Raw genomic sequence first — 24,919 nt, 5'->3', positions numbered from 1 at the left:
TCAGGTCGGGACGGTTACTGGAGGTGGCCCAGGGTGCGGACCGCGTCGTAGTACTTCTTGGCGACCTTCAGGCAGCCCTTGCGCTGCAATTCGGTGTACGGGCCCCACTGCCTCCTGCACTGGTTCTGCATGTCCTGGAGGAAGGAGTCGTCCACCCGCTTCTTGTGCGCACGGGTGAATTCATGCATCTTCTTGTAATTGCGGTAACCGAAATCGTGCCGGGCGCAGGACTCCCAGAAGTGGAAACCGCCGGGGTTGTCGCTGACGTGGGAACAGCCGTCGGTCGACCAGTCGAAGTGGTACGCGTCGTGCCCGTCCTGCCACTTGACGCGGGTGTTCTCCCAGAGGGGCATGCCGTACTTCTCGGTCAGCTGGTTGAGCCGCTTGAGCTTCTGCGCCTTGCTGATCGCCGCCGCCTGGTGGTCAGCCGTGGCGGCGGACGTACGCACCGTGGAGCCGTCCGGGTGCGCGGGGCCGGCGAGCGCCGGGGTGGCCGCGGAGAGCGCGAGCACGCCGCTCAGTGCGGCGCCGGCCAAGGACATACCGACTTTCTTCACGTGTAATTCCCCCATTCTCGGAGGCTTCCGGGCGCGATCGTCCCGGAAGCGTTACGCGGCCTCGGAGAAAGGCGGTCAGGGCACAGCCGGCACCCATGTGAAAGCGAAAGTGCGACCGTGCGTTCTTCCCCCGTGCTGACCGCGCCCGAAGATTAACACGCCATCAATTCAGTGGCGCGTCAAAGGAAGAAAAGATGTGGACGCTGGAATTCCGCCGGGAATGCGGAATGAATTGCTCCTCATGGGACGCGGAAGGCGAGTGGGTCCGCTCCGGCCCACTCGCCTGTCACGACTCCGGGATGCTCAGCCCAGTACCCGCTCCAAGGAGGCCAGCGCCGAGGCCAGTTCCTCCTCGGTGATGGTCAGCGGCGGGGCGAGCCGGATCGTCGAGCCGTGGGTGTCCTTGACCAGCACGCCCTCCTTGAGGAGGCGTTCGCTGATCTCCCGGCCGGTGCCGAGGGCGGGGTCGACGTCCACACCGGCCCACAGGCCGCGGGCCCGGAAACCGGTCACGCCCTTGCCGGTCAGCGCCGCCAGGCCGGCGCGCAGCTGCTCGCCCCGTTCGGCCGCCCGGCGCTGGAACTCCCCGGTGGCCAGCAGGCCGATGACGGCCGAACCGACCGCCGCCGCCAGCGGGTTGCCGCCGAACGTGGAGCCGTGCTGGCCGGGGCCGAGCACGCCCAGTACGTCGCGCCGGGCGACGACCGCGGAGACCGGGACGATGCCGCCGCCCAGCGCCTTGCCGAGCAGCAGCACGTCGGGGACGACGGACTCGTACTCGACGGCCAGGGTCGTGCCGGTGCGGCCGAGCCCGGACTGGATCTCGTCGGCGATGAAGAGGCAGCCGGCGCGGCGGGTCAGTTCGCGGACGCCGGTGAGGTAACCGTCGTCGGGGATCAGCACGCCCGCCTCGCCCTGGATGGGCTCGATCAGCACCGCGGCCGTGGTCTCGTCCACGGCCGCTTCGAGCGCGGCGAGGTCGTTGTAGGGGACGGTGCGGAAGCCGGGGGCGAACGGGCCGAAGCCGACGCGGGCGGTGTCGTCGTCGGAGAAGCCGACGATGGTCGTCGTACGCCCGTGGAAGTTGCCGCCGGCCACCACGATCGTCGCCCGGTCCGTGGGGACGCCCTTGACGTCGTACGCCCACTTGCGGGCCACCTTGATGCCGCTCTCGACCGCCTCGGCCCCGGTGTTCATCGGCAGCACCATGTCCAGGCCGGTCAGCGCGGCCAGGCCCTCGGCGAACCCGGCGAGCCGGTCGTTGTGGAAGGCGCGCGAGGTCAGGGTCAGCTGGTCGAGCTGGCGGTGCGCGGCCTCGATCAGGTCCGGGTGCCGGTGGCCGAAGTTGAGCGCCGAGTAGCCGGCCAGCATGTCGAGGTAGCGGCGGCCCTCGACGTCCTCGACCCAGACGCCCTCGGCGCGCGCCACGACCACCGGCAGCGGGTGGTAGTTGTGCGCCAGGACCGGGGCCTCGGCCTGGATCAGCTCGGCGGACGAACGGGGCGCGCCGACGACGGCGGTACGGGTGGGAGCAGTCATGAGCGGATCTCCTGGGTGCAGCACTTGATGCCGCCGCCGGCCTTGTGGAACTCCGAGAGGTCGACGGGGACGGGGACGTAGCCGCGGTCGGTGAGCTGGTCGATCAGGCCGGTGGCCTGCGGGGCGATGAAGACGTGCCGGCCGTCGGAGACCGAGTTGAGGCCGAACGCCATGGCGTCCTCGCGGGTCGCGAGCACCGCGTCGGGGAAGAGCCGCGCGAGCACCTCCCGGCACCCGGGCGAGAACGCGTCGGGGTAGTACGCCACGTTCTCCTCGTCGAGGGCGAACAGCGCGGTGTCGAGGTGGTAGAAGTGCGGATCCACCAGCTGGAGGCCGATGGTCGGGACGCCGAAGAACTCCTGCGCCTCGTGGTGCGCGGCCCGCGCCGTACGGAAGCCGGTGCCGGCCAGCAGGAAGCGGCCCGCCGGGACCAGGTCGCCCTCGCCCTCGCACACCGATTCCGGGCGGTAGACGTCGAACCCGGCGGCCTTGAACCACGTCTCGTAGGCGGTGGACTCCGGCCGCCGCTCCGGCGCGTGGAACAGCGAGCCGAAGACCCGGCCGCGCATCACCACCGCGCAGTTCGCCGCGAAGACCATGTCCGGCAGGCCGGGGACCGGCGGCACGGACTCCACCGCGTGCCCGTGGGCGCGGTAGGTCTCGATCAGCGTGGACCACTGCCGGGCCGCGCGTGCCGTGTCGACCGGCACCTCCGCCCGCATCCACGGATTGATGGCGTAGCGCACCTCGAAGTGCTCGGGCTCGCAGACCAGAAAACGCCGTGGACTCGCCACACGACTCGTCGGCACAGGAGTACCCCCTCCGCTTCCTTGTGAGGACACGTTCCTCTGGGGACATGCGGGGTGACCAGCTGTCACCGGTCGTGACCCGCGGTGTCTCAACGGTAGGAAGGACGCATTCCGGCCACAAGAAACAAACGCTGCTCAGTGGCGCACGAATGCTGCGGAGAAGCGCAGGTCAGCGCTGCTTTCCTGCGTCGGATCCGGTCGCGTGACCCCGGCCGCCCGCCTCCGGGCTGTCCGGCAGCAGATGGGACAGCACCATGTAACTGATCGTCTTGCGGATGAACGGCTCCGTCCTGATCCGCTCCAGCACCTCTTCGAAGTGCTCGACGTCGGTCGCCCGCACGTGCAGCAGCGCGTCCGCGCCCCCGGTGACGGTCATCGCGGCGGCGATCTCCGGATGGTTGCGCACCACTTCGGCCAGCCGCCGGGGCGGCGCCGCGCTGTCGCAGTACACCTCGACGTACGCCTCGGTCAGCCAGCCCAGCGCGGCCGGCCGGACGGTCGCGGTGAAGCCGGTGATGACGTTGGTCTCCCGCAGCCGGTCCACCCGCCGTTTGACCGCGGTCGACGACAGCCCGACGGCCGTCCCGATCTCCGCGAAGCTCGCCCGGCCGTTGTCGATCAGTGCCGCGACGATCTTGCGGTCGAGCTCGTCGAAGGGCACGGCCTTGTGGGTCAACGGACCTCCCGTTCTCATCCAGGTGCCGCTGGCGTCGCGGTCGCCTCACGTTAGCGGTAGCCGGCCCGCCGGTGGCGTATCCCCCGCCCTGCCGCGCAAACCCCCAGTTCAGACATCTGTGCAGGTCACAGGGGGTGGCGTAACGTCGCCGCAACACCGCTCGCCTAGCGTCGGTGCCCCGCTGGCGAAGGTGAGGAGGCCGGGCCGTGCAGCGTGCGACGGTGAGGGACGACGGGGCCGGCGACGGGCTCACCCGGGCGGACCGGGCCCGGCGGGTGGCGAACGTGCTGCGCGGGCAGGTGCTGCGCGGCGCCTTCGCGGACGGGGTGCTGCCGGACGAACGGGCCCTGGTCGCCGAGTTCGGCACCTCGCGCAACACCGTGCGGGAGGCCCTCGGGCTGCTCCGGGACGAGGGGCTGGTGGCGCGCCGGCGGGGCGTGGGCACGGTCGTCGTCGGCCGGGCCTATCAGCACCCGCTCGGCGAACTGTCCGGGCTGGCCGAGGTGCTGCAACGGCACGGCACGGTCGTCAACGAGGTGCGGGAGGCGCGCACCGTACGGCCGCCGCTGACGGTCGCCCGGCGGCTGGGCCTGGCGGACGGCACCCCGGCGGTCTATCTGGAGCGGCTGCGGCGGGTGGACGGCCGGCCGCTGTCCCTGGACTGCACGTACCTCATCCCGGAGGTCGGGGAGCCGCTGCTGGCCCGCGGCCGGGAGACGCTGGAACGGCACGACGTCTTCGGCCTGATCGAGCGGGTGGCGGGCGCGCCGCTGGGCCGGGCGGAGGTGTCCGTCCAGGCCGTGGTGGCCGACCCGGCGACCTGCGCGGTGCTCGCGATGCCCGAGGGCGGCGCGGTCCTCGCCGTCGAGCGCCTCACCCGGCTCGCCGACGGGCGCCCAGCCGACCTGGAGTTCATCCATCTGCGCGGGGACCGGCTGACCCTGCACGCCACCCTCGACCGGGCCGCCCGGCATGTCGCCGACCTCCCTGTCACGTGAGGGAGTCGGCGCGGCCGCCGCGGTACCGGGAGCGCCGCGCGGCGCGCTGACGCTCGCGATGTGCCTGTGCGTCACCCTGGTCGTCGGCATGGTCTCGGCCGTCAACCTCGCCCTGCCCACCCTGGCGGCGAGCGCGCTGCACCCCTCCGCACAGGCGCTGGTCTGGGTCGTGGACGGCTATGTGGTGGTCTTCGCCTGTCTGCTGGTGCCGGCCGGTGCGCTCGCCGACCGGCGGGGCCGCAAGGGCGTGCTGCTGTGCGGCACGGGGGTCTTCACGGCCGGCTGTGCCGTCTGCGCGCTGGCGCCCGGTGCCGGGGTGCTGATCGCCGGGCGGATGATCAGCGGGGCGGGGGCCGCCGCGGTGCTGCCCACCACGCTCGCGCTGCTGGTGGAGGGGCGCGACGAGCGGTCGCGGCGCCGGGCGGTCGCGGGGTGGGCGTCGATGACCGGGCTCGCCGCGGTGCTCGGCAACGTCGGCGGCGGGGCGGCCGTCGAGTACGGCGGCTGGCGGACCCTGTTCGGGTGCGCGGTGCCGCCGGCACTGGCGGCACTGGTCCTGGCCGGGGTGGTCGCACCGGTCGGTGCCCGGCACCCGCGGCCGGTCGCACCGCTCGGCAGCGCGCTGCTCACCGGGGGCTTCCTGGCCCTGCTGTACGGGCTGGTCAGCGGCCCGGAGGAGGGGTGGCGGAGCCCGGCCGCGCTCGGGTCGCTCGGCGCCGCGGCGCTGCTGCTGACCGGGTGGGTGCGCTGCGAACTGCGCGCGGAGCGGCCGCTGTTGGACCCTCGGCTGTTCGCCCGGCCCGCCGTGCGCGCGGGCGCGCTGGGCATGGCCGCCCTGTTCACCGGCATGTTCGGGCTCTTCTACCTCAACGGCCAGTACCTCCAGTACGCCAAGGGCCACGGCCCGTTCGGGGCGGGACTGCGGCTGCTGCCGATGGCGGCGGCGCTGCTGGCCGGGCCGCGCTGCGGGCTGCTGATGGAGCGGCGGTGCGGGCGGCGGGGCACGGTCGTGACGGGGATGCTGGTGCTGGCCGCCGGGCTCGGCACGGTCTCCACCGCCGACGCGCACACCCCGTACGCCCGGTACGCCCTGGGGGCCGGGCTGACCGCGCTCGGCTGCGGCCTCGCCACCCCGCTGCTCTCGCACGCCATGATGGCGGCGCTGCCGCCCGAGCGGGCCGGGGCCGGGTCCGGGCTGCAGAGCCTGGCCAGGGAGGTGGGCAGCGCGCTGGGCATCGCCGTGACCGGCACCCTGACCACCGCGGTGTTCACCGCCCGCCTGCCCGCGGCGCTGTCCGGTCCCGGCGGGCCGACGACGGTGGCGGCGGCCGAGGCCGGCAGCTCCGGCCCGCGGATGCGCGCGGCGGTCGTCGACGCGTTCACCGCCGGGCTGCACACCGCGACCCTGACGCTGGCCGCGGTGGTCACCGTCGTGGCGCTGCTCGTCGCCCGGTGGATTCCGCCGGACCGGTCACGCACCCGTGGTGCCGGCCGACGGCGCCCGGCCCCGGACACCGCACCCGGCCGTCCGCGGCGGTAGGCGGGCCGGCCCCGACCGCGCCGCGGAACCCGACCTACACCGGCTCCACCCGCTGGATCCCGGCCCGGCGGACGACCTCCGGGCCCAGTTCCGCGGCCCGAGCCACCAGCGCCGGGCCGTCCCAGTCCGTCGGCCAGCCGTGCCACAGGCGGAGCTTCCCGCCGACGACGACCGCGGCGATCTGGTCGCGGTTCGCCAGCCGGACGAGTTCCCAGCGCAGGTCGTAGGAGGGCGTCAGCTCGGGGACGTCGAGGTTCACGACGAGGAAGTCGGCGGCCTTGCCGGCCGCGATCTCACCGGTCACCCCGCCCAGGCCGAGCGCGTCGGCGCTGCCCGACGTCGCGTGCTCCAGCCACGTCCGCCCGGCCCCGCACACCGAGTCGCCCGCCGCCATCCCGTACGCCAGCCGCTGGGCGGTCTCCCCGGCGTCGATCAGCCGGAAGCCGTCGCCGCGGGTGCCGTCGGTGCCCATGCCGAAGCGCACACCCAGCGTGGCGAGCAGGGTCGCGTGCGCCACGCCGTTGCCCTTCCAGGCGCTGGCGACCGGGTTGTAGCTGACGGCGGCACCGGAGTCGGCCAGCAGCCGGGTCTCGGAGGGGGTGAGCAGGGTGGCGTGCGCGCCCAGGGTGTGCGGCCCGAGGGCACCGATGTGGTGCAGGTACTCCAGCGGGCGGCGGCCGGTGCTCTTCAACGAGCGCTCCACGGACGCCAGATGTTCGTTGACGTGGACCTGGAGCACCGCACCGGCCTCGGCGCACAGGTCGGCGGTCTTCCTGAGGACGTCGGCGGGCGCGTCCTCGGGGACGGCGATGGCCAGCGAGGGGTGGACCAGCGGGTGCCCCTCCCAGCGCCCGAGGTGCTCCGGGCCGCCGGTACCGGACGAGACGATCTTGCCCAGGACGCAGCGGATCCCGGCCTCCTCGGTGCCCTTCGCGACCGCCCGGACGTCGACGGGGGCCCGGGTGCCGGCATCGGCGACGGTGGTGAAGCCGCCGCGCAGCGCCTCCAGCGCGGCCAGTTTCGCCGAGACGTAGGCGCTCTCCTCGTCCAGCGCGTGCTCCAGCGGCTCCCACACCGTCTTGAAGATCTCCGACGGCTGGCCGAAGGACTGCGCCTTGCCGAAGCTCTGGGTCAGATGGTGATGGGCGTCGACGAAGCCGGGCATCAGCAGATGGCCGTCCAGCCGGACGGGCCGCAGGTCCCGGTGGGCGGCGAGGAGTTGTTCGGCGGGGCCGACGGCGCGGAACTTCCCGCCGTCCACCAGTACGGCCCGGCCGCGGGCCGGCCCCTCCGGCAGGAGCAGCAGCTCCGGGACCAACAGGTGCCGGCTGCCGTGGAAGTCCGTGAGCCGCGGGCCCCGGTGGGGGGTGTCGGCCGCGGCGGCGCCGGGGGCACCGATGCCGGAGGCACCGACGAATCCGCCCACGCCGGCCAGGAATCCGCGCCGTCCGAAGCCGCTGTGCTGTTCGTTCGCCAACCCGCTCGCCTGCTTCCCGTACTGCGGTACGTGAGTACCTCTTTGCTGGACCGTCCCCGGGGTGGCCTGACCCTAGGACCGGCCCGGAAGTGGAACAAGGGTTCCGGCATGCGGGATTCGCAAGGCGCGGGTGCGGGTGGCGGAGCTCCGCCGCGCCCTGGAGGCGTGCCTGGTCAGAGCGGGTGCTCGGGCGGCGCCGGGTGGCGTAACACCGCGGAAACATGGGGCGGCTGACGGACGGGGAGCCGGGCGCGCGGGTCCGCCCCGCCCCGCCCGGCCCCCCGTGGGATCCTGGTGCGTCATGGATCTGCCGGACGGACGGTGGACGGACGTGCGGCGATGACGAGGGTGCCCCGATGAGACTCTGCTTCCTGGTGGAGGAGCAGTACCGCTACGACGGCATGCCGCTGGACGTGATCCGCCAACTCACCGCCTGGGGGCACCAGGTGGACGTGATGTGGCCGGGCCGCTCGCTGCTGCCGCTGTCCGAGGCGGTGCGCGCGGGCAGCCATGACGCCTGGGTGCTCAAGACCGTCTCCGGCGGCCCCGGCCTGAGCCTCCTGGAAGCGGCGGCCGCGGTCGGGCTGACGACGGTGAACGACGTCCGGGCGATCCGGGGGGTGCGCGACAAGGCGCTGGCCGCGGTGATCGCCCGCGGCAGCGGACTGCCGGTACCGGTGACCTACGCGGCCGCCCGGGCCGAGGAGTTCGCCCAGATACCCGAGGCGGAGTTCCCCCTCGTCGTCAAGCCCGCGGACGGCAGCTCCGGGCGCGCGGTCCGGCTGGTCGAGTCGCCGGACCGGCTGCCCGCCGCCGGCGCGGCGGAGCCCGCGGAGCCGGGCGGGGCGGCCGGCGGACTGCTGATCGCCCAGCCGTACGTGCCCAACTCCGGTACGGACCTGAAGGTGTACTGCGTCGCCGGTGAGCTCTACGCGACCGAGCGCCGCTCCCCGCTGCACCCCGGGCACGCCGTACGGGAGCGCCAGGTCCCGCTGACTGCCGAGGTCGCCCGGATCACCGCGGAGATCGGCACGGTCTTCGGCCTCGACCTGTACGGCGTCGACGTCCTGCTCGGACCGGACGGCCCGGTGGTCGTCGACATCAACGACTTCCCCAGCTTCCGTCAGGTGCCGGACGCCGTCGCCCGGGTGTCCTCCGCCGTGCTGCGGCTCGCCCGCAAGGGAGCGGAACCGGCGGTCCCCGGCCCGGCCGCCCCCGCCGTGCCCCCGCTGGCGGCGATCGGCGGCGACCGGTGAGGATCGGCCTGATCACCGCGGACGCCGCCCACCCGGTGCTGGCCGCGACCGGCGCCCTGCTGCTCCAAGGCGGCCACCGGGTCGAGGTCGTGGACCCCGGCGGCGGGCACGAGGACCCCGGACCGCTCGCCGACGTCTACCTCCTCAAGGCCCGCACGCCCCGGGCGCTGGTCCTCGCCGCCCGCCTGGAGGAGCGCGGCGCCGCGGTCGTCAACTCCGCGGCGGCGACCGCCCGTTGCCAGGACCGGGTGGCGATGGCCGAACTGGCCCGGGGCGCCGGACTGCCGTTCGCCCGCACCCGCTTCGTGGGGACACCGGCGGAGCTGGCCGCGGCCGGCGAGCCGGCCGGCCCGCTGGTCGTCAAGAGCCGGCACAGCCGGCGCGGCGACCTGGTGGCCCGCGCCGACAGCGCCGTACGGCTGCGGGAGCTGGCCGCCGAGTGGCCCGGCGAACCCGTGGTCGTCCAGGACTTCCTCGCGGGCAGCGGCTGGGACCACAAGGTGTGGGTGGTCGACGGGCAGCTGTTCGCCGGGCTGCGCCGCTCCGAACTGGCCCCGGAGGGCCGCGGGGGGACGCTGCCGCTGCCGCCCGGCGAACTGCCGGCGGACTGGCGGGCCCTCGCGCTGCGGGCGGGCGAGGTCTTCGGCCTGGAGGTCTACGGCGTGGACTTCCTCGACGCCGGCGGCGCCGCCCCGCTCCTGGTCGACGTCAACGCTTTCCCCGGCATCCGCGGTCAGGCCGGCGCCCCGGAGGCACTGGCGGAACTCGCCCTGCGTACAGGGGCGCGAGCCGGAAGAAGGGCGTCGGAAAGCGGCCCCGAATGATCAATGGGCGGCACCGGCCGAGCGGAAACGGCGGAGAAACGGAAGCCCCTCCTCCGTAAGGTCTAGTGCGGCAACCCCCGGGGTAGCGCTGCCCCCGTCAGGGGGCGTGGTTCAGCACGCCTTCCTCCGCACGTATGGGGAGAGGCCAGCACGGTGACCAAGCCATTCGAACTGCCCGACTTCTACACGCCCCACCCGGCGCGGCTCAACCCGCACCTGGAAGCGGCGCGGACGCACTCCAGGAAGTGGGCCCGCGCCATGGGGATGCTGGAGGGCTCCGGCATCTGGGACGAGCGGGACCTCGACGCCCACGACTATGCCCTGCTCTGCGCCTACACCCACCCCGACTGCGACGCCGAGGCGCTGTCGCTCGTCACCGACTGGTACGTCTGGGTCTTCTTCTTCGACGACCACTTCCTGGAGAAGTTCAAGCGGACGCTGGACCGCGCGGGCGGCAAGGAGTACCTCGACCGGCTGCCCGCCTTCATGCCGACGGACCCCGGCGCGCCGGTGCCCGAGCCGGCCAACCCGGTCGAGGCGGGACTCGCCGACCTGTGGGCGCGCACCGTGCCGCACATGTCGGCGGACTGGCGCCGCCGGTTCGCCGAGAGCACCGAGCACCTGCTCAACGAATCGCTGTGGGAACTGTCCAACATCAACATCAACCGGGTGCCCAACCCCGTCGAGTACATCGAGATGCGCCGCAAGGTCGGCGGCGCGCCCTGGTCGGCCGGGCTGGTGGAGTACGCGACCGGGGCCGAGGTCCCGGCGCGGGTGGCCGGCTCCCGGCCCCTGCGGGTGCTGCGCGACACCTTCTCCGACGGTGTCCACCTGCGCAACGACCTCTTCTCCTACCAGCGGGAGACCGAAGAGGAAGGCGAGCTGAGCAACGGCGTGCTGGTCCTGGAGACCTTCCTGGACTGCACCACCCAGGAGGCCGCGGACGCCGTCAACGACCTGATCACCTCACGGCTCCAGCAGTTCGAGAACACCGTGGTCACCGAACTCCCCGCGCTCTTCCTGGAGAAGGGGCTCGACCCGAAGTCCTGCGCGGACGTCCTCGCGTACGCCAAGGGGCTGCAGGACTGGCAGTCCGGCGGTCACGAATGGCACCTGCGCTCCAGCCGCTACATGAACGACGGCGGGGCGGCGGCCGGTTCCGCACGGCCCTGGTCGCCGTTCTCCGCCGGCGGCCTCGGCACCTCGGCCACGGACCTCAGGAAGGCCCTGGCGACGGCCGGCGCGCACCGCCTCCGCAGCCACACCCACGTACCGCACCAGCAGGTCGGGCCCTCGCGGATTCCCGACATCCGCATGCCGTTCCCGCTCACCCTCAGCCCGCACCTGGACGGCGCCCGCCGCCGGGTCGTCGCGTGGGCCGGCCGGATGGGCATGCTCCAGCCGCAGCCCGGCGTGCCGCTCTCCGACGTCTGGGACGAGGCGGCGATGGTCCGGCACGACCTGGCGCTGTGCGCGGCCGGACTCCACCCGGACGCCACCCCCGACCAGCTCGACCTCGGCGCCGCCTGGCTGGCGTGGGGCACCTACGCGGACGACTACTACCCGCAGGTCTTCGGCCGGACCCGGGACGCCGCCGCGGCCCACGCGTGCACCGAACGGCTGAAGCTCTTCATGCCGCTCGACCCCGCGACGACCCCGCCCGAGCCGGTCAACGCGATGGAGCGCGGGCTGGCCGACCTGTGGCCCCGTACGACCCGCGCGATGGCGCCCGAGGCACGCCGCGGTTTCCGCGCGGCCGTCGACACGATGACCGCCGCCTGGCTCTGGGAGATCGACAACCAGATCCAGCACCGCGTCCCGGACCCGGTCGACTACATCGAGATGCGCCGGGCCACCTTCGGCTCCGACCTCACCATGGCCCTCAGCCGCATCGGCCACGGCCGGCAGGTCCCGCCGGAGGTCTACCGCACCGGCACCCTGCGCGCGCTGGAGAACTCCGCCGCCGACTTCGCCTGCCTGCTGAACGACGTCTTCTCCTACCAGAAGGAGATCGAGTACGAGGGCGAGGTGCACAACGGCATCCTGGTCGTCCAGACCTTCTTCGACTGCGACTACCCGACCGCGCTGGCCATCGTCCACGACCTCATGACCTCCCGCATGCGCGAGTTCCAGCACCTCGTCGCGAAGGAACTCCCGGTCGTGTGCGACGACTTCCAGCTGTCGGCCGAGGCCCGCGCCGCGCTCGACGGCCATGTCCGGGAGCTGGAGAACTGGATGGCGGGCATCCTCAACTGGCACCGGGGCTGCCGGCGCTACATCGAGCCGGAGCTGCGCCACCCGGTGGGCTCGCCGGGCCGGCTCGGCGCGCCGTCGGGGCTGGGGACGTCGGCGGCCCGGTTCTTCCAGCGGCCGGTCGCGCGCGTCGGATGACACCGACGGGCCCGTGAGGCGCGTGGGGGGGCGACGGCGGCCGGGAGCGCGACGAACTGGCTCGCCGTCAGCTTTCCGCGGCGGTGGCGAGGGCGCGGGAGGTGCTGTGTCCGGGGAGTGCGGCACGCGGCGATGGGTGAATATCCGTTTCGAGGTGAATAGCCCGATATGTCGTCGGGAACCTTGGCGTCATGCGACACAAGACCGCCTTCCTCGGAGCCGTGGCCGCCACCGGTGCCTTCGCCCTGCTCGGCCCGATCGCCGCCCAGGCCACCACCGGCACCATCACCTTCCACATGCGCTCGCGGAACAAGGACTACCAGATCGTCGACCCCGGAGACGATCACTGCTACGGCCTGGGTGACGGGGGCGGCCTGGTGGACAACGACACCCCCCTCGACCTGGTGCTGTGGTCCTCCCGCGACTGCACGGGGCGCTCGATGGCGACCGTACGGGCCGGCAGCTCGGCGCGGTTCGCGCGGTACGGCAGCCTGCGGCTGGACCCGGCCAGCGCGCCCGCGCCGTCGTATCCCGACGAATCCCGCGACCGGGAGGACGCCCGCGACCCGGGGGACTCCCGTGACCCCGGCGACTACCGCGATCCCTCCGACTCCCGTGACCCCGGGGACTCCCGTGACCCGGGCGATTACCGGGACCCGTCCGACCGGCGCGACTCCGGGGACTCCCGCGACCCCGGTGACTACAACGATCCGTCCGACTCCCGTGACCCGGGGCGCGACCGTGACCCCGGTGATTCCCGTGACCCCCGGGACTCCGACGACCACCTGGACCCGGGCGACGCGCGGGACACCGGCGACTCCCCGGACCGCCGCGACCCGCAGGACCCGGCCCGCTCCTCGGACCCCGGTGACCCCAGCACCCTCCCCGCACCGGCCGGCGCCTCGGACCCCGTCAACTCCGAGGGTGCCGCCGCCCCCCGGCGCGTGGCCCGGCCGTCCTCCGTCGCCCCCAAGTCGAGCGCCCGCCCCCGGCGCGTCGCCCGGCCGTCGTCCAGCTCACCCACCAAGTCGAGCGCCCGCCCCAAGGTGTCCAAGCGCTCCTGAAGCGCGTCGCCCGCCGGGCGGAGCCGAACGGTGTCGACCCCGGCGTCCGCGCCATCGGGCACGGCCGGTGCGCAAAGAGGGGCCGCCTCACGGCGTCGGGATGCGGGCGGCCCCGCCGGACCAGTGGGCCTGCGCGTGCGTGCGGAAGGCGCGCGGCGGGCGCCCGGTCAGGCGCTGCACGGTGTCGGTCACCCGGTCCTCGGCGCCGCCGGCGATCGCGCGGTCCAGCCCGGCCAGCAGCGCGGCGAACTCCGCGGGCATCCCGGCGGCCAGCCGGTCGCGCAGTGCCTCGTGGCCGATGGCCCGGTGGCGTACCGGCCGGCCGGTGACCTCGCTGACGACGGCGGCGACCTCGTCGTACGACAGGGCCTGCGGGCCGGTGAGCACCAGATCGCCGGCGGGGAGGGCCGGTTCGGCGGTCAGGGCGCGGACGGCCACGGCGGCGATGTCGTCCGCGTCGACGAAGCCGACCCGGCCGCCGCCGGTGGCGGTCGTGAGGACGCCGCGCTCGCGGAGGTCCTGTGCGTGCGGATGGCCGCCGGTGAAGTTCTGCATGAACCAGGAGGGGCGGAGCACCGTCCACGCGTCGAAGAGGCCGGGCAGCGCGGCGTGCACCCGGCCGACGCCCGGGCCGCCGGCGGGCAGCGCGGAGGAGCTCAGCAGGACGGCGCGGCGCGCCCCGGCCGCGCGGGCCCGCTCCAGGAAGGGAAGCATCACGGCGGCCGGGTCCGGGTCGCCGGGCGGCGGGACCAGGTACAGGCGGTCCGCCCCGTGCAGGGCGCCGGGGTGGGTGGCCGGGTCGTACCAGTCGAAGGGGACGGCGCGGGCGCCGTCCGGGCGGCGGGCGGCGGCCCTGACGGGGTGTCCGAGCGCGGCGAGCCGGGCGACGACGCGGCTGCCGGTGGTGCCGGTGGCCCCGGTGACCAGGACGGTGTCACGGTCGTTCATCCGGCCTTCGCCTCGCTCATGGAGGCGGGGACGGCGAGCGGGTTCCAGTAGTCGCGGTAGTGCGTGATGCGGCCGTCGGCGACGGTCACCACGACGACATAGGTCATCTCGTACGGCGCGCCGGTGGCCACGATCCGCCCGGTGGCGCGCATCTCGACGACGACGGTGTCCGGGGCGTCGGTGCGGTGGATCTTCAGGTGGGGGACGGCCCGGAGATCGATGTGGTCGGGGTAGTCCCGCAGGTACGCGGCGATCTCCGCCCGCCCCGCCAGCCGCCGGGGGTAGCCCTCGGGTGCGAAGGGGAATTCGAGGACCGCGTCGTCGGCGCAGAGGGCGACCCAGCCCTCCATGTCCTTCTCCAGGAGCAGCCGCAGGCCGTGGCGATAGAGCGCCGCCGGGTCGGTTTCACGCATGGGGATGCCTCGCCTCTAGACTGTGCGAACGATGTGGACCATCGGTCCGCTTAACCGTTGTGGACTATACGGACCGACGGTCCGTTTCGTAAAGGGGGTCTCACCCATGGCCGAACGCAAGGCGCGGGCCGACGCGTTGCGCAACCGGGAGACCGTCCTGGCCGCGGCCGACGAACTCTTCGCCCGCAGCGCGAGCCCCCGCACCGTGTCGATGGACGAGATCGCCGCGGCCGCCGGCGTCGGCAAGGGCACCCTCTTCCGCCGCTTCGGCGACCGCACCGGCCTCATCCGCGCGGTCTTCGAGGCGCGGATCGAGCCGCTGCGGACGGCCGTGACCGACGGACCGGCACCGCTCGGCCCCGCCACCCCGCCGCGCGAACGGGTCCCGGCGCTGCTCGACGCGCTGCTCCGCTTCAAGCTTGAGAACCGCCACCTGTCCCTCGCCCTGGAGGAGGCCGGCAGCGGCAGCCCGTATCAGGCGGCCCACTACGCCTGGTGGCACGGCACCTTGCGGGACACCCTGCGCCGGCTGCCCGGTCACGAGGACGCCGACTTCACCGCGCACGCCCTGCTGGCCGCCACCCGGGCCGACCTCGTCGAGCACCTCGCCGGCGAGGAGGGCACCGCCCCCGCGCGGATGAGGGCCCAACTGGCGGCCTTCGTCGGCCGGGTCCTGGGTCAGGGATAACAACCGACCCCGCGACAACGGCCAGGAGGGCGGTGGACGGCATGCCCGAGCTGCCCGACGTCGAGGCGTTCCGCGCCACCTTCGCCTGCTGCGCCCGGCGACGGGTGGTCCGGCACATCGAGGTCCGCGACGCGGGCGTGCTGCACGGGCTGAGCGCACGTCAGCTGCGCCACGCCCTGGAGGGCCGCAGGTTCGCCGCACCCGAGCGGCACGGGAAGTGGCTGATCGCCCGGACCGGCGGCCCCACCCTGCTGCTGCACTTCGGCATGACCGGCCGGCTGGTGTGCACCGCACCGGAGGAGGCCGACCACCCCCACGACCGGGTGGTCTTCACCATGAGCCGGCACCACCTGCTCCGCTACCGCGACCAGCGCAAACTCCAGGGCCTGTGGCTGGTCGACGCGGCCGGGCTGGACCGGGTGCTCGGCGGTCTCGGACCGGACGCGGCAACGGTGCCGCGCGGCGCCCTCCGGGCGGCGCTCGCCGGCCGGCGCGGCCGCCTCAAGGCGGTCCTGCTGGACCAGACCGTGCTGGCCGGACTCGGCAACCTCCTCGTCGACGAGATCCTCTGGCGCACCCGGCTGCCCCCGTCCCGGCCCGCCCGCGACCTCACCGACGAGGAGGGCGACCGCCTGCACACGGAGCTGCGCCGCACCCTGCGCGCGGCGGTGCGGGCGGGCTGCGTGCCGCCCCGCGACAGCTGGCTGACCGGCCGCCGCGACGACCCCGACCCGCGCTGCCCGCGCTGCGGCGGCCCCCTGCGCCGCGGCCGCGTCGCGGGCCGCGGCACCGTGTGGTGCGCCCGCTGCCAGCCCTGACCCGGCGTGGCCGGGGGAGGTTCGCCGGGCTCCTCGCGCCGCTCTCCGGCGCCCCGGGCGCCCTCGTGGTCTACGCCACCGGCCGGTCCGCGGCGTACCCGTAACCGCTGCTGCCGCGCCGAACCCGGACCACCAAGTCCCCTAACGGCTACGGAGGGTGACGTTTCCCAGGTCGGGGCCGCCGGTGCCGCCGCGGTCGTCCCGTATGCGCTGCGTTACGACTCGCCACCCTCAGGTGACCCGCGAAGAATTTGCCTGTTTGTCTGAATTTTCACGCATATTTCCTTGTTGCTGGGCAGGTCGTCGACGTAGCTTGGGAGTTGACGTAGTCGGAAACGGCTCGTCAGCAAGGAACAAAATCCTAGGAGGCGAGCATGAGCTTCCGGAAAGTCTTCCCCCGCAGGCGCAGGGACGGATGGGACCACGACCACGACCGCAGGCGGCGTCGCCGCCGGTACGGCCGTCGTTATGGCCGCCGTCGCCGCTTCTTCGGCTACGACAACTTCTACTGACCCAAAGCTCTGAGCTCGAGGCTGGCTCGCGTGCCACGCGAGTCCGCCTCGTGTGCTTGGGGCCGTGAACCGGTCCAGGTTTCCGAGCAGCCCGATACGGCGTGGTGACCATGCATCTGCGCACCTCCCGCGGGCAGCCGGCACCCACCGAGGAGCCGCCGCCCCCGCCCCAACCCGGCACGGAATCCCCGCCTGTTGACACCCGCCTGTGGAGCCGGCAGACGGACCCCACGATCCGCACCAGGCGCGTCGGGCTCAAGGAATCGCTCCGCCGCTTCTGGCCACTGACCCACGGCGACCGGCGCTGGATCCTCCTGGTCTGCCTGGCCGCCGTCGCCGCCGCCCTCGCCGAGACCGCGGCCATCCTGCTCTTCGCCCAACTCACCGACAAGGCCCTGCAGAAGGGCTCGGTCAGCGCCTTCTGGCAGCCCGCGTCCCTGTGGCTCGGCGTCGCCGTGGTCGGCGCGGTGGTGGGCTACCTCGGCAACTCCCTCGCGGCCTGGACCGCCGAGCGCTTCGTCATGCGCCTGCGGGCCCGGGTCTTCGCGCATCTCCAGACGCTCCCCCCGCACTTCTTCCAGCGCAGCCGCCGCGGTGACCTCGTCGAGCGGATGACGGGCGACGTCGACGCCATCGAGCAGATGCTCATCACCGGCCTCGTCCAGGCGGCCGCGGCGCTCTTCGGCATCATCTTCTACGCCGGTGCCGCCCTCTGGCTGCGCTGGGACCTGGCCCTGGCCACCTTCGTCCTGGCGCCGCTGTTCTGGGCCGCCACCCACCGCTTCACCGGCCGGGTCAAAGAGGTCTCCCGCCGCGAGCGCGCCGCCGACGGCGCCATCACCTCCGTCGTCGAGGAGGGCCTGGTCAACGTCGTGCTGACCCAGGCGTACAACCGGCAGCGCGACGAGGAGGAACGGCTCGACCACCAGGCGCGCAGGTGGTTCCGGGCCTCGGTGACCAGCGCCCGACTCCAAGGGCTCTACGACCAGGTCGTCGAGCTCCTGGAAACCGTCTGCGTGCTGACGATCATCGGCCTGGGCGCCTGGGAGATCTCCGCCGGCCGGATGACCCTCGGCCAGCTGCTCGCCTTCGCCGCCTTCGTCGGCTACCTCTACCCACCGATCCGCTCCCTCGGCCAGCTCGGCCTGACCGCCACCGAAGCGACCGCCGGCGCCGAGCGCCTCCTGGAGATCCTCGACGCCCGCCCCGCCGTCACCGACCCGGCGCCCTCCCTGGTCGCCCCGCCGCGCCACGGCCGCGCCCTCGGCGAGGTGGAGGCCCGGCACGTCCACTTCCGCTACCCCGGCGGCTCCGAGGACGCCCTCCACGACTTCTCCTTCACCGCCGTCCCCGGCGAACTGCTGGTCATCACCGGCCCCAGCGGCGCCGGCAAATCGACCCTGGCCGCGCTGCTGCTGCGGTTCTACGACCCCGACGCGGGCACCGTCCGCCTCGACGACGTCCCCGTGCACCGCATGCCGCTCGCCCAGCTGCGGCACAACATCACGCTGCTGCCCCAGGACACCCTCGTCCTGCACGACACCGTCGAGGAGAACATCGCCGCCGGCCGCCCGCACGGCCGCGCCACCCACCACGACGTGGAGCGCGCCGCCCGGGCCGCCGACGCCCACGACTTCATCACCGCCCTCCCCGACGGCTACGACACCGTCATCGCCCCCGGCACCGCCCGCCTCTCCGGCGGCCAGCTCCAGCGCATCGCGATCGCCCGCGCCATGCTCCGCGACGCCCCCGTCCTCGTCCTCGACGAGCCCACCACCGGCCTGGACGTGCTCGCCACCCAGCGCATCCTCGGCCCCCTGCGCCGCCTCGCCGAGGGCCGCACCACCCTCGTGATCACCCACGACCTGGACCTCGCCGCGGACGCCGACCGCGTTCTGGTCCTCGACCACGGCCTGCTCGTCGAGTCCGGCACCCACCCCCAGCTCCTCGCCCAACGCGGCCTGTACGCCACCCTGTTCCACGCCCACCCCCCGCCCCACCCGCACAACGGAACGGCCAACCCCGCCGCGGAACGGCGCGGAATGGTCGGCTGACCGCCCCGGCGGACACAGTCCTGTGGAAAACCGCCCGCGCGCGTGGCGGCGCACTTACGATGCGTGGCGAGAGGGCGTTCGTGAGGGGGGCGGATGGACGCGTTGGCGAAGCCGGCCGACGGGCAGCCGGAGCCGGGGACAGCCGTGGCGGTGCGGGACGTCGTCCGGTCGGTCGTGGCCGAGCTGGCCCCGGACGAACTGGTGCTGGTCGAAGGACTCTGGCGGTACGACGACGACAGCGTGGTGGCGCGCCTGGCCGGCCGCCGCCGCGCACGGGAGCCGCTCGGCTTCGGCCTGCAGGAGGTCACCGCGCTGATCACGCCGGTGGCCTGGCTGGTGCTGGACGAGGCGGCCCGCAAGGTCGTCGGCGCCGCCGTCACCGGCGCGACGGACCGCACGAAGGGGTGGCTGCGCCGGGTCACCCGCAGACCGGCGGCCGCCAGGACGCTCCCCCCGCTGAGCGAGGAGCAACTGGCCGCGGTGCGCGCGCGGGTCCTGGAGCTGGGGACGGAGAGCGGCCTCGCGCCGGAAACCGCCACCGCGCTCGCCGAGCGGGTGGTGGCGCGCCTGGTGCTGCGCCCGCAGGGCCGGCTGGCGAACGACGCCGGAGGCGACGGGCCCGCAGAACCCGAGGCGTAGGGAGCGACAGGTGAGCCGGACCACGGCCGCACCGCCCCGCCCGCCCGTCGACGGGCGCGTCCTCGGCGCCGGCACCGGACTGCGCTTCGCACTGCTGCTGGTGCTGTTCCTGACCAGCAGCGCCACGATCGTGACCGAGATCGTCCAGGCGCTGGCCGACCCGCGCAACATCCGCGTCGGCTGCGCACTCGCGGCCGGCGCCGACCCGGAGAGCGACTATCTGGGCATCGGCCTGGCCGCGGTGCGCGCCGGCGACGCCTACCCGGCCTGCCTGAGCCGGTACGTGCCCTCCGCCGCCGCATGGGTACCGCTCGCCGTCCTCGCCGCCCTGCTGCTCGCGGCCGCCACCGTGTACTGGCTGCTGCCCCGTTGGAAGGGCCGCCGCGGCCGCGTCGTACCACTGCGAGCCGTCGACCCCGAAGGGGAGTTAGGCCCGCTCCTGGACGAACTGGTCGGCGTCGCCGGGCTGTCCCGCCCGCCTCGGTTCGTCGTGGCACCGGCCGCGGCCACCGCCGGCGCGGTGGTCTTCGGACGGCTGCGCCGCTACACCGTCTGCCTGCACGGCGGCCTGGTCGCCCGCCGGCGCCGGGACCCGGAGGGCTTCCGCGCGGTGGTCCTCCACGAACTCGCGCACCTCCGCAACCACGACATCGACGTCACCTACGCCACGGTCGCCCTCTGGCGGGTCTTCCTCGTCGCCGTGCTCCCCGCCTACCTGTTCCGGATCGTGCAGGACCTCAAGGACTCCGCGTCGTCCGCGATCCTCGGCCCCGCGGAACGCCTCGGCACCGGGCACGAACTCATCCTGTCGGGCGTGATGATCGCGTTCGTCTACCTCGCCCGGGCCGACATCCTGCGCACCCGCGAGACGTACGCCGACCTCGACGCCCTCGCCTGGGGAGCGGACGCCCGGGGCTGGCACCACGCCGCCGCGCACGGCCCCGGCAAGGCCGCCGCACCCGGCCGGACCCGGAGGGCGCTGGCCTCGTTCACCGCGCTGTGGCGCACCCACCCGGCATGGGACCGGCGGGTGGCCGCGCTCACCGACCCCCGGGAACTCTTCGCACCGCACGCCCTGACCCTGTTCGTGGCCGGCGCCACCGCGACGATCGCCGGCGACCAGCTGACCGATCTGCTGGACGGCCCCCGGTCCGGCGGGGCGCTCCGGGTGCTGACGGCACTGCTCGCGGGACTGATCGCGGCGATCCCCGGCGTCTCCGTGTGGCGGGGCGTGGCGCGGGCGGTGCTCACCGGCGGCCGGATCCCCACGGGGCTGCGCGCGGGCTGGTGGACCGGGCTCGGCCTCGCGGTCGGCGAGCTGCTGACGAGCAGCACCTCCGGCAGCACGCGGTGGCTGCCCAACCACCCCGAGGCGCTCGCGGTGCTGATCGTCATCAGCGTCGGAATCATGTGCTGGACGGCGCAGTTCGCCGAGCTGTCGGTGCGCTCCTGGCGCGGCCGCACGCTCCGGCCCGCCATGCTCCTGGGGCTGGCCGCGATCTGGGTGGTCTTCGCCCTGTGGTACGCCTGGTGGCAGGCCGACGGGCACACCTTCACGACGGGCTGGGCGTACTCCGGGACCGGTATCCGGGACGCGCTGCTGCACGATCTGCCGGGCGCCGTCCCCGGGGACCGCGACGTGCTCGCCGGATTCGCCGCGGTGCTGCCGCTGCTCCTGCCGATCGGCACGGACCCCTTCATCGGCTGGGCCGCGGCGGTGCTGTGGCTGCTGCCGCTGCTCGCCTGGACGCGGCGGCCGGCGACCGGCGCACCGGAGTGGGCCCGCCGGGCGCTGCGCGGCGCCCCCGCCCCGGAGCTCTCCGGGCCGCTGCTGCCGCCGCTGCGCCGGGTGTTGCTCGCCACCGCCGCGGGCACCGCGCTGTGCTGGGCGGGCACGGTCGCCCTGATGGCCGTCATGCACACCTGGCAGCCGCCCCCGGAGCGGCGCTACGGCACGTACATGCTGGTCCACCTGGCGTGCGTGCTGCTCGTCCTGGTCTGCGGCACGCTCGCCGCGGCCGTCCTGACCAGCCTGACGACCCGGCGCTTCGCGCTGCTCGTCGCGCTGGTCGCGGCGGGCACAACGGCGTTGCTGGGCCTGGCCGGTGCGGCCGTCCTCGGCACCGCCGACGGCTGTCTGGGCCCGCTGAACACGCTCGCCACCAGCTGCCACTGGTCGCCCGCCAAGGTCTGGCCGACCACCCAGCTGCTGTTCCCGCTGGTCCTCGGCCTGGGCATCTTCGTCTCCGCCGTCGTCGCCCTCCTGTGCACGGCGGCGCGCGGGGCCCTGCGCCCGCGCCGCCGGACCGCCGCGGCCTCCCCACCGGCCGGCGGGCCCGCGCCCCGGCGGGAACGGCTGGTGCTGCGGCGCGCGGTGGCCGGCACGGTCTGCCTCGCGGTGCTCGCGCTCACCACCGCGACGAGCCTCCCGAGGGACGCGGGCACCGGCCGCACCTCACTCACCAAGCAGCAACTGATCCCCACCGCCGCGCTTCCCACCCCCTCACCCCAGGTCCTCGCCGCACAGACCGACGCCTGGCTCCGGCTCGGCGGTACCGGGCTGATGGCGCGCTTCACGACCGAGGTGCTGGCCGTCCTCTCGGCCCTGCAGGACAAGGCGGCCCTCACCGACCGGGGATTCGCGGCCACCCGCATCCGTCCGCACTGCGTCGCCCTCGAACACCTCGCCACGGAGACCGCCGCGTACTTCCCGGTCCCGCGCTCGGCGACCCAGGCGCGGTGGGCGAAGCTGCACGAGCGCAGCAAGCAGGCCGGTGCCGACTGCCGCCGCGGCATCGAGCAGGGAAAGCTCACCGTCTTCGCGGCAGCCATGCGCAGCTTCATCGACATCGGCGCGAACACCCCGGGCGTGCTCGACAGCATCAACGCCGAGGCCGGACGGGGGCGTTCGGGCCACTGAGCACCCGCCGCCCCCGCTCCCGTCTACCACCGGGTAGACCCACTGAGCGGCCCCTCTCGTGTACGTGCTCCCACCGCGCCGGGCCGATCTGCGCAGGAAAAGACGTGCCATTAAGAGTCGGCGACTTTCGATTTCGGTCACATGTGACGGAGGAGCCGGTTTCGCTTGTCCGCCGCGAGTTGCAGCCGGTAAATTAGCCGCGGAAATTCCTTTCCGCGTGATGCTCTCTGCTGCTCCATCGAGTGAGGGGTGGAATATGCTTCGTGATCTCCGGTGCGCGGGCGCTGACTTTTGCGAAGAGATCGCCGGCGCTCAGGAGAGCACATTCTCCCTGGTCTATGAAGGAGAGCCACGAAGCCGCGTCATCTGGGAGACGAACGGGTTCCGTCTGATTGCCGACCTGTCACCCCTTTCCGTCGGCCATCTGCTGCTGCTCCCCGTCGAGCACTACCTCAGCTTCGCCCAGCTGATCGAGGAGCGCGGCGTCGAGCTGGCAGGCGTACTGGAAAGCGTGGGCGCCCTGTACCGGGCGACCTTCGGCAGGCTCACGGTGCTCGAACACGGATCCTCCGCCGCCATGAAGGCCAGCGCCTGCATCTCGCACGCCCACTGGCACCTGATGCCCGTCGACGGAAACCAGGTGAATTCCCTCATCACGGCGGACGGACTTCCCCGGTCCGCCCTGACGGACCTGAAACAGCTCGCCCCTTACGGCGGCACTCCGTACTTCCTCTGCGGCCGGCCCGGAAAATATTACGTATACGACGGGCAACGCCCGATGCGCAGTCAATACCTTCGCTCTATAGTGGGCCAGGTACTCGGAATTCCGGACCCCTTATTCGATTACGCGTTGGTGGTCCGCAAGGAGCTGCTCCGGGAAACCGTCGCACGCACCAGCGGGTGGCGGTCGATTCTGGACGGCCCGAGGTGATCCGGGGTAATCCATTCTCAAGACGTGTGGAGGGCGGCTCGTGCCGCGTGTCGCAATTTCTATCGACGGGCCCACCGCCAGTGGCAAGTCCACGCTGGCCCAGGGCCTGTCCCAAGCCCTGGGGCTGGCCTTCCTGGACACCGGGCTGACGTACCGGAGCCTGGCCTACGCGCTGACCCGCGAGTCCGCGGAGACCCTGCGCGACGACCTGGCCGCCGTGCTCGACCACCGGCCCGAGGTGTACCGCGCGCCGGGGGCGGACGAGCCGGCGCAGCGGCACGGGATCTTCCTCCGCGGCGAGGACATCACCGGGAAGATCTGGGACGCGTCCCTGGACGACAACCTGAAGTCGGTGGCCAGGGACCCGGGTTGGCGGCAGGCGATCCTGCGCCTGCACCAGGACGTCACGGAGCGGTACGGCGACATCGTGGTGGTGGGCCGGGACGTGGCGGTCACCCTGCTGCCCGACGCCGACCTGCGCATCTACCTGACCGCGAGCCTGGCCGTCCGCAGGGAGCGCCGCCGGGCCCAGTACCGAGACATGCGGGACCGCTCGGTGACGGTCGGGCCGGCCACGGAACGCGACGTCGAGAACCGGGCCGCCGTCCGGGCGCTGCCGAAATCCCTCGAAATCCCCACCACCTACCTCCCGGCTTCGGCGGTATTCGCCGCCGCCCTGCACGGGCTGCGGAAATTTTCCGCACCCCGGCCCGTACGACAAGGAAAGGCAAATAATTCGTGAATCTCCCCGAAGCCGTGTACTCGGACGAGCCGACGCGGGTGCGTCAGCTCGTCAGTGAGTTCCTCAGCGGTCAGTCCGGCGCCCTCGTGGGCACGGACGGATTAGACGTCCAGCTGTCCGCCGGGGCCGATGCCCGGGACGACTGCGCGGTGTACGACATCGGTTCGCCGATGTCACTCGTCGTCGGGTCGGACTACATTCGCGGACCCAAATTCATCCTGCACGAAATGGGCCTGCTGTCCGACTTCGACATCGGCTACTACCTCGCCGCCGCGAACATCAGCGACGTCGCCGCCATGGGCGCCACCCCGATCGGCCTGCTGAGCGTCATCCGCTATCCCCACGAGCTGGACGACGCGGGCTTCCGCCAGGTGATGGCCGGCATCCACCAGGCGTGTACGGATTTCGGCACGCTCAATGTCGGCGGCGACATCGGCAACGCGGAGCGCCTCATCCTCGCCGGTACCGCGCTGGGCGTCTGTCCGCCCGGAAAGGTGCTGCGACGGCACGGCGCCCGCCCGGGAGACCTGCTCTGCATCACCGGCCCCTGCGGTTTGCTGGGTGCCGCGGTGGCGTATTTCCCCAAGCGCGAATCCTTCGCCGGTAGGCTCCCGGAAGCGGCCGAGCAGCGTCTGCTGGACAGCTGGAAGCGGCCGCGGGCCCGGGTGGCCGAGGGGCAGCTCCTGTCCCGCAAGCCGTACGCCACCGCCTGCCAGGACACCTCGGACGGGCTCAAGGCCACCGTCGAGCAGCTCATGCAGGCCGGCGGGGTGGGCTTCCGCGTCGTCGAGCAGGACGTGCCCATCGACCCCGCGGTGCGCGCCGTGGCGGAGCTGATGAACGTCGAGCCGCTGGCCCTGGCGATGAGCGCCTCCTCCGACTTCCAATTGGCATTCACCGTCGCCCCCGACGATCTCGCCGCCTGCCGGGAAAGCTTCACCGCCTCCGGGCTGGATTTCCATGTGATTGGTGAGGCGACAGAGAAGGAAGAAGCAGAAGCGGTGCACAACGGGACCTCCCGGCCGCTGCCCGGCGTGGCGTGGAAACATCAGAAATCCGACATCAGCCTGCTGGCCGCGAGTTCCCCGGACGCCTGAGTTCCGGCGGTTCGTCTCGGCGAATT

The 24,919-nt window shown here is 73.4% G+C and carries 22 protein-coding genes; 15 read left to right on the top strand and 7 right to left on the bottom strand.

The window, feature by feature from the left end; translation table 11 throughout:
- Positions 1–14: 14 nt before the first annotated feature.
- The 4 genes from SL103_RS39470 to SL103_RS34395 all read right to left on the bottom strand — a co-directional run bounded on the left by SL103_RS39470 (position 15) and on the right by SL103_RS34395 (position 3,581).
- On the bottom strand, positions 15–542 hold the full coding sequence (locus SL103_RS39470; protein ID WP_069572898.1) for a phospholipase: 528 nt from the start codon (positions 540–542) through the stop codon (positions 15–17).
- A 318-nt stretch (positions 543–860) separates the two neighbouring features.
- Complete coding sequence (gene rocD / locus SL103_RS34405) at positions 861–2,096, bottom strand: ornithine--oxo-acid transaminase (RefSeq protein ID WP_069572897.1); 1,236 nt, start codon at positions 2,094–2,096, stop codon at positions 861–863.
- Positions 2,093–2,890, bottom strand: a complete 798-nt coding sequence (gene ddaH, locus SL103_RS34400; RefSeq protein WP_432215380.1) for a dimethylargininase — start codon at positions 2,888–2,890, stop codon at positions 2,093–2,095. Before ddaH ends, rocD begins: the two co-directional genes overlap by 4 nt.
- 184 nt (positions 2,891–3,074) lie before the next feature.
- Positions 3,075–3,581 carry an Lrp/AsnC family transcriptional regulator gene (locus SL103_RS34395; RefSeq protein ID WP_069572893.1) on the bottom strand — a complete coding sequence of 169 codons (507 nt, stop codon included), beginning with the start codon at positions 3,579–3,581 and terminating at the stop codon, positions 3,075–3,077.
- A gap of 206 nt (positions 3,582–3,787) precedes the next feature.
- Here SL103_RS34395 and SL103_RS34390 point away from each other — a divergent pair, with 206 nt between their 5' ends.
- Positions 3,788–4,579, top strand: coding sequence for a GntR family transcriptional regulator (locus SL103_RS34390; protein ID WP_244304111.1), 792 nt, complete (start codon positions 3,788–3,790; stop codon positions 4,577–4,579).
- Entirely contained in the window at positions 4,554–6,119 is a 1,566-nt protein-coding gene (locus tag SL103_RS34385) for an MFS transporter (protein WP_069572891.1), read from the top strand. The genes SL103_RS34390 and SL103_RS34385 overlap by 26 nt, the downstream gene beginning before the upstream one ends.
- Before the next feature lie 34 nt (positions 6,120–6,153).
- On the opposite strand, the gene SL103_RS34380 is transcribed toward SL103_RS34385, so the two are convergent.
- A complete protein-coding gene (locus SL103_RS34380) occupies positions 6,154–7,440 on the bottom strand; it encodes an amidohydrolase family protein (protein ID WP_069574386.1) in 1,287 nt (428 codons plus the stop codon).
- Positions 7,441–7,952: 512 nt separating this feature from the next.
- Between SL103_RS34380 and SL103_RS34375 the strand changes: the two genes are divergently transcribed.
- The 4 genes from SL103_RS34375 to SL103_RS39360 all read left to right on the top strand — a co-directional run bounded on the left by SL103_RS34375 (position 7,953) and on the right by SL103_RS39360 (position 13,131).
- Entirely contained in the window at positions 7,953–8,852 is a 900-nt protein-coding gene (locus tag SL103_RS34375) for an ATP-grasp domain-containing protein (RefSeq protein ID WP_069572889.1), read from the top strand.
- The gene (locus tag SL103_RS34370) at positions 8,849–9,676 is read left to right on the top strand and encodes an ATP-grasp domain-containing protein (RefSeq protein WP_069572887.1); all 828 of its coding nucleotides are present in this window, start codon (positions 8,849–8,851) and stop codon (positions 9,674–9,676) included. The genes SL103_RS34375 and SL103_RS34370 overlap by 4 nt, the downstream gene beginning before the upstream one ends.
- Before the next feature lie 153 nt (positions 9,677–9,829).
- Complete coding sequence (gene cyc2, locus SL103_RS34365; RefSeq protein ID WP_069572885.1) at positions 9,830–12,067, top strand: germacradienol/geosmin synthase Cyc2; 2,238 nt, start codon at positions 9,830–9,832, stop codon at positions 12,065–12,067.
- A gap of 191 nt (positions 12,068–12,258) precedes the next feature.
- The gene (locus SL103_RS39360; RefSeq protein WP_069572883.1) at positions 12,259–13,131 is read left to right on the top strand and encodes a hypothetical protein; all 873 of its coding nucleotides are present in this window, start codon (positions 12,259–12,261) and stop codon (positions 13,129–13,131) included.
- Between the two features lie 87 nt (positions 13,132–13,218).
- On the opposite strand, the gene SL103_RS34355 is transcribed toward SL103_RS39360, so the two are convergent.
- Together SL103_RS34355 and SL103_RS34350 are read right to left on the bottom strand one after the other, a co-directional pair.
- Positions 13,219–14,079, bottom strand: coding sequence for an NAD-dependent epimerase/dehydratase family protein (locus SL103_RS34355; RefSeq protein WP_069572881.1), 861 nt, complete (start codon positions 14,077–14,079; stop codon positions 13,219–13,221).
- Entirely contained in the window at positions 14,076–14,492 is a 417-nt protein-coding gene (locus tag SL103_RS34350; protein WP_069572880.1) for a nuclear transport factor 2 family protein, read from the bottom strand. The genes SL103_RS34355 and SL103_RS34350 overlap by 4 nt, the downstream gene beginning before the upstream one ends.
- Positions 14,493–14,598: 106 nt before the next feature.
- On the opposite strand from SL103_RS34350, the gene SL103_RS34345 reads away from it, so the two are divergent.
- The 9 genes from SL103_RS34345 to thiL all read left to right on the top strand — a co-directional run bounded on the left by SL103_RS34345 (position 14,599) and on the right by thiL (position 24,893).
- A complete protein-coding gene (locus SL103_RS34345; protein WP_069572878.1) occupies positions 14,599–15,180 on the top strand; it encodes a TetR/AcrR family transcriptional regulator in 582 nt (193 codons plus the stop codon).
- Positions 15,181–15,221: 41 nt separating this feature from the next.
- The gene (locus tag SL103_RS34340; RefSeq protein WP_069574384.1) at positions 15,222–15,998 is read left to right on the top strand and encodes an Fpg/Nei family DNA glycosylase; all 777 of its coding nucleotides are present in this window, start codon (positions 15,222–15,224) and stop codon (positions 15,996–15,998) included.
- 374 nt (positions 15,999–16,372) lie between these two features.
- Positions 16,373–16,510: a hypothetical protein gene (locus SL103_RS38185; RefSeq protein ID WP_164492939.1), complete on the top strand. Its 138-nt coding sequence runs from the start codon at positions 16,373–16,375 to the stop codon at positions 16,508–16,510.
- 110 nt (positions 16,511–16,620) lie between these two features.
- Entirely contained in the window at positions 16,621–18,564 is a 1,944-nt protein-coding gene (locus SL103_RS34335; protein WP_079146338.1) for an ABC transporter ATP-binding protein, read from the top strand.
- Between the two features lie 93 nt (positions 18,565–18,657).
- The gene (locus SL103_RS38460; protein ID WP_069572876.1) at positions 18,658–19,203 is read left to right on the top strand and encodes a hypothetical protein; all 546 of its coding nucleotides are present in this window, start codon (positions 18,658–18,660) and stop codon (positions 19,201–19,203) included.
- A gap of 10 nt (positions 19,204–19,213) precedes the next feature.
- On the top strand, positions 19,214–22,123 hold the full coding sequence (locus SL103_RS34325) for a M48 family metalloprotease (protein WP_069572875.1): 2,910 nt from the start codon (positions 19,214–19,216) through the stop codon (positions 22,121–22,123).
- 256 nt (positions 22,124–22,379) lie between these two features.
- Complete coding sequence (locus tag SL103_RS34320; RefSeq protein ID WP_069572873.1) at positions 22,380–23,054, top strand: HIT family protein; 675 nt, start codon at positions 22,380–22,382, stop codon at positions 23,052–23,054.
- Positions 23,055–23,094: 40 nt separating this feature from the next.
- On the top strand, positions 23,095–23,796 hold the full coding sequence (locus SL103_RS34315) for a (d)CMP kinase (protein ID WP_069572871.1): 702 nt from the start codon (positions 23,095–23,097) through the stop codon (positions 23,794–23,796).
- Positions 23,793–24,893, top strand: a complete 1,101-nt coding sequence (gene thiL / locus SL103_RS34310) for a thiamine-phosphate kinase (protein ID WP_208870011.1) — start codon at positions 23,793–23,795, stop codon at positions 24,891–24,893. The genes SL103_RS34315 and thiL overlap by 4 nt, the downstream gene beginning before the upstream one ends.
- The last annotated feature ends 26 nt before the right edge of the window (positions 24,894–24,919 follow it).

This window comes from Streptomyces lydicus, from assembly GCF_001729485.1.
Lineage (GTDB): Bacteria > Actinomycetota > Actinomycetes > Streptomycetales > Streptomycetaceae > Streptomyces > Streptomyces lydicus_D.
Note: the sequence above shows the minus strand (reverse complement) of the source record. Positions and strands in the feature narration are given on the sequence as shown.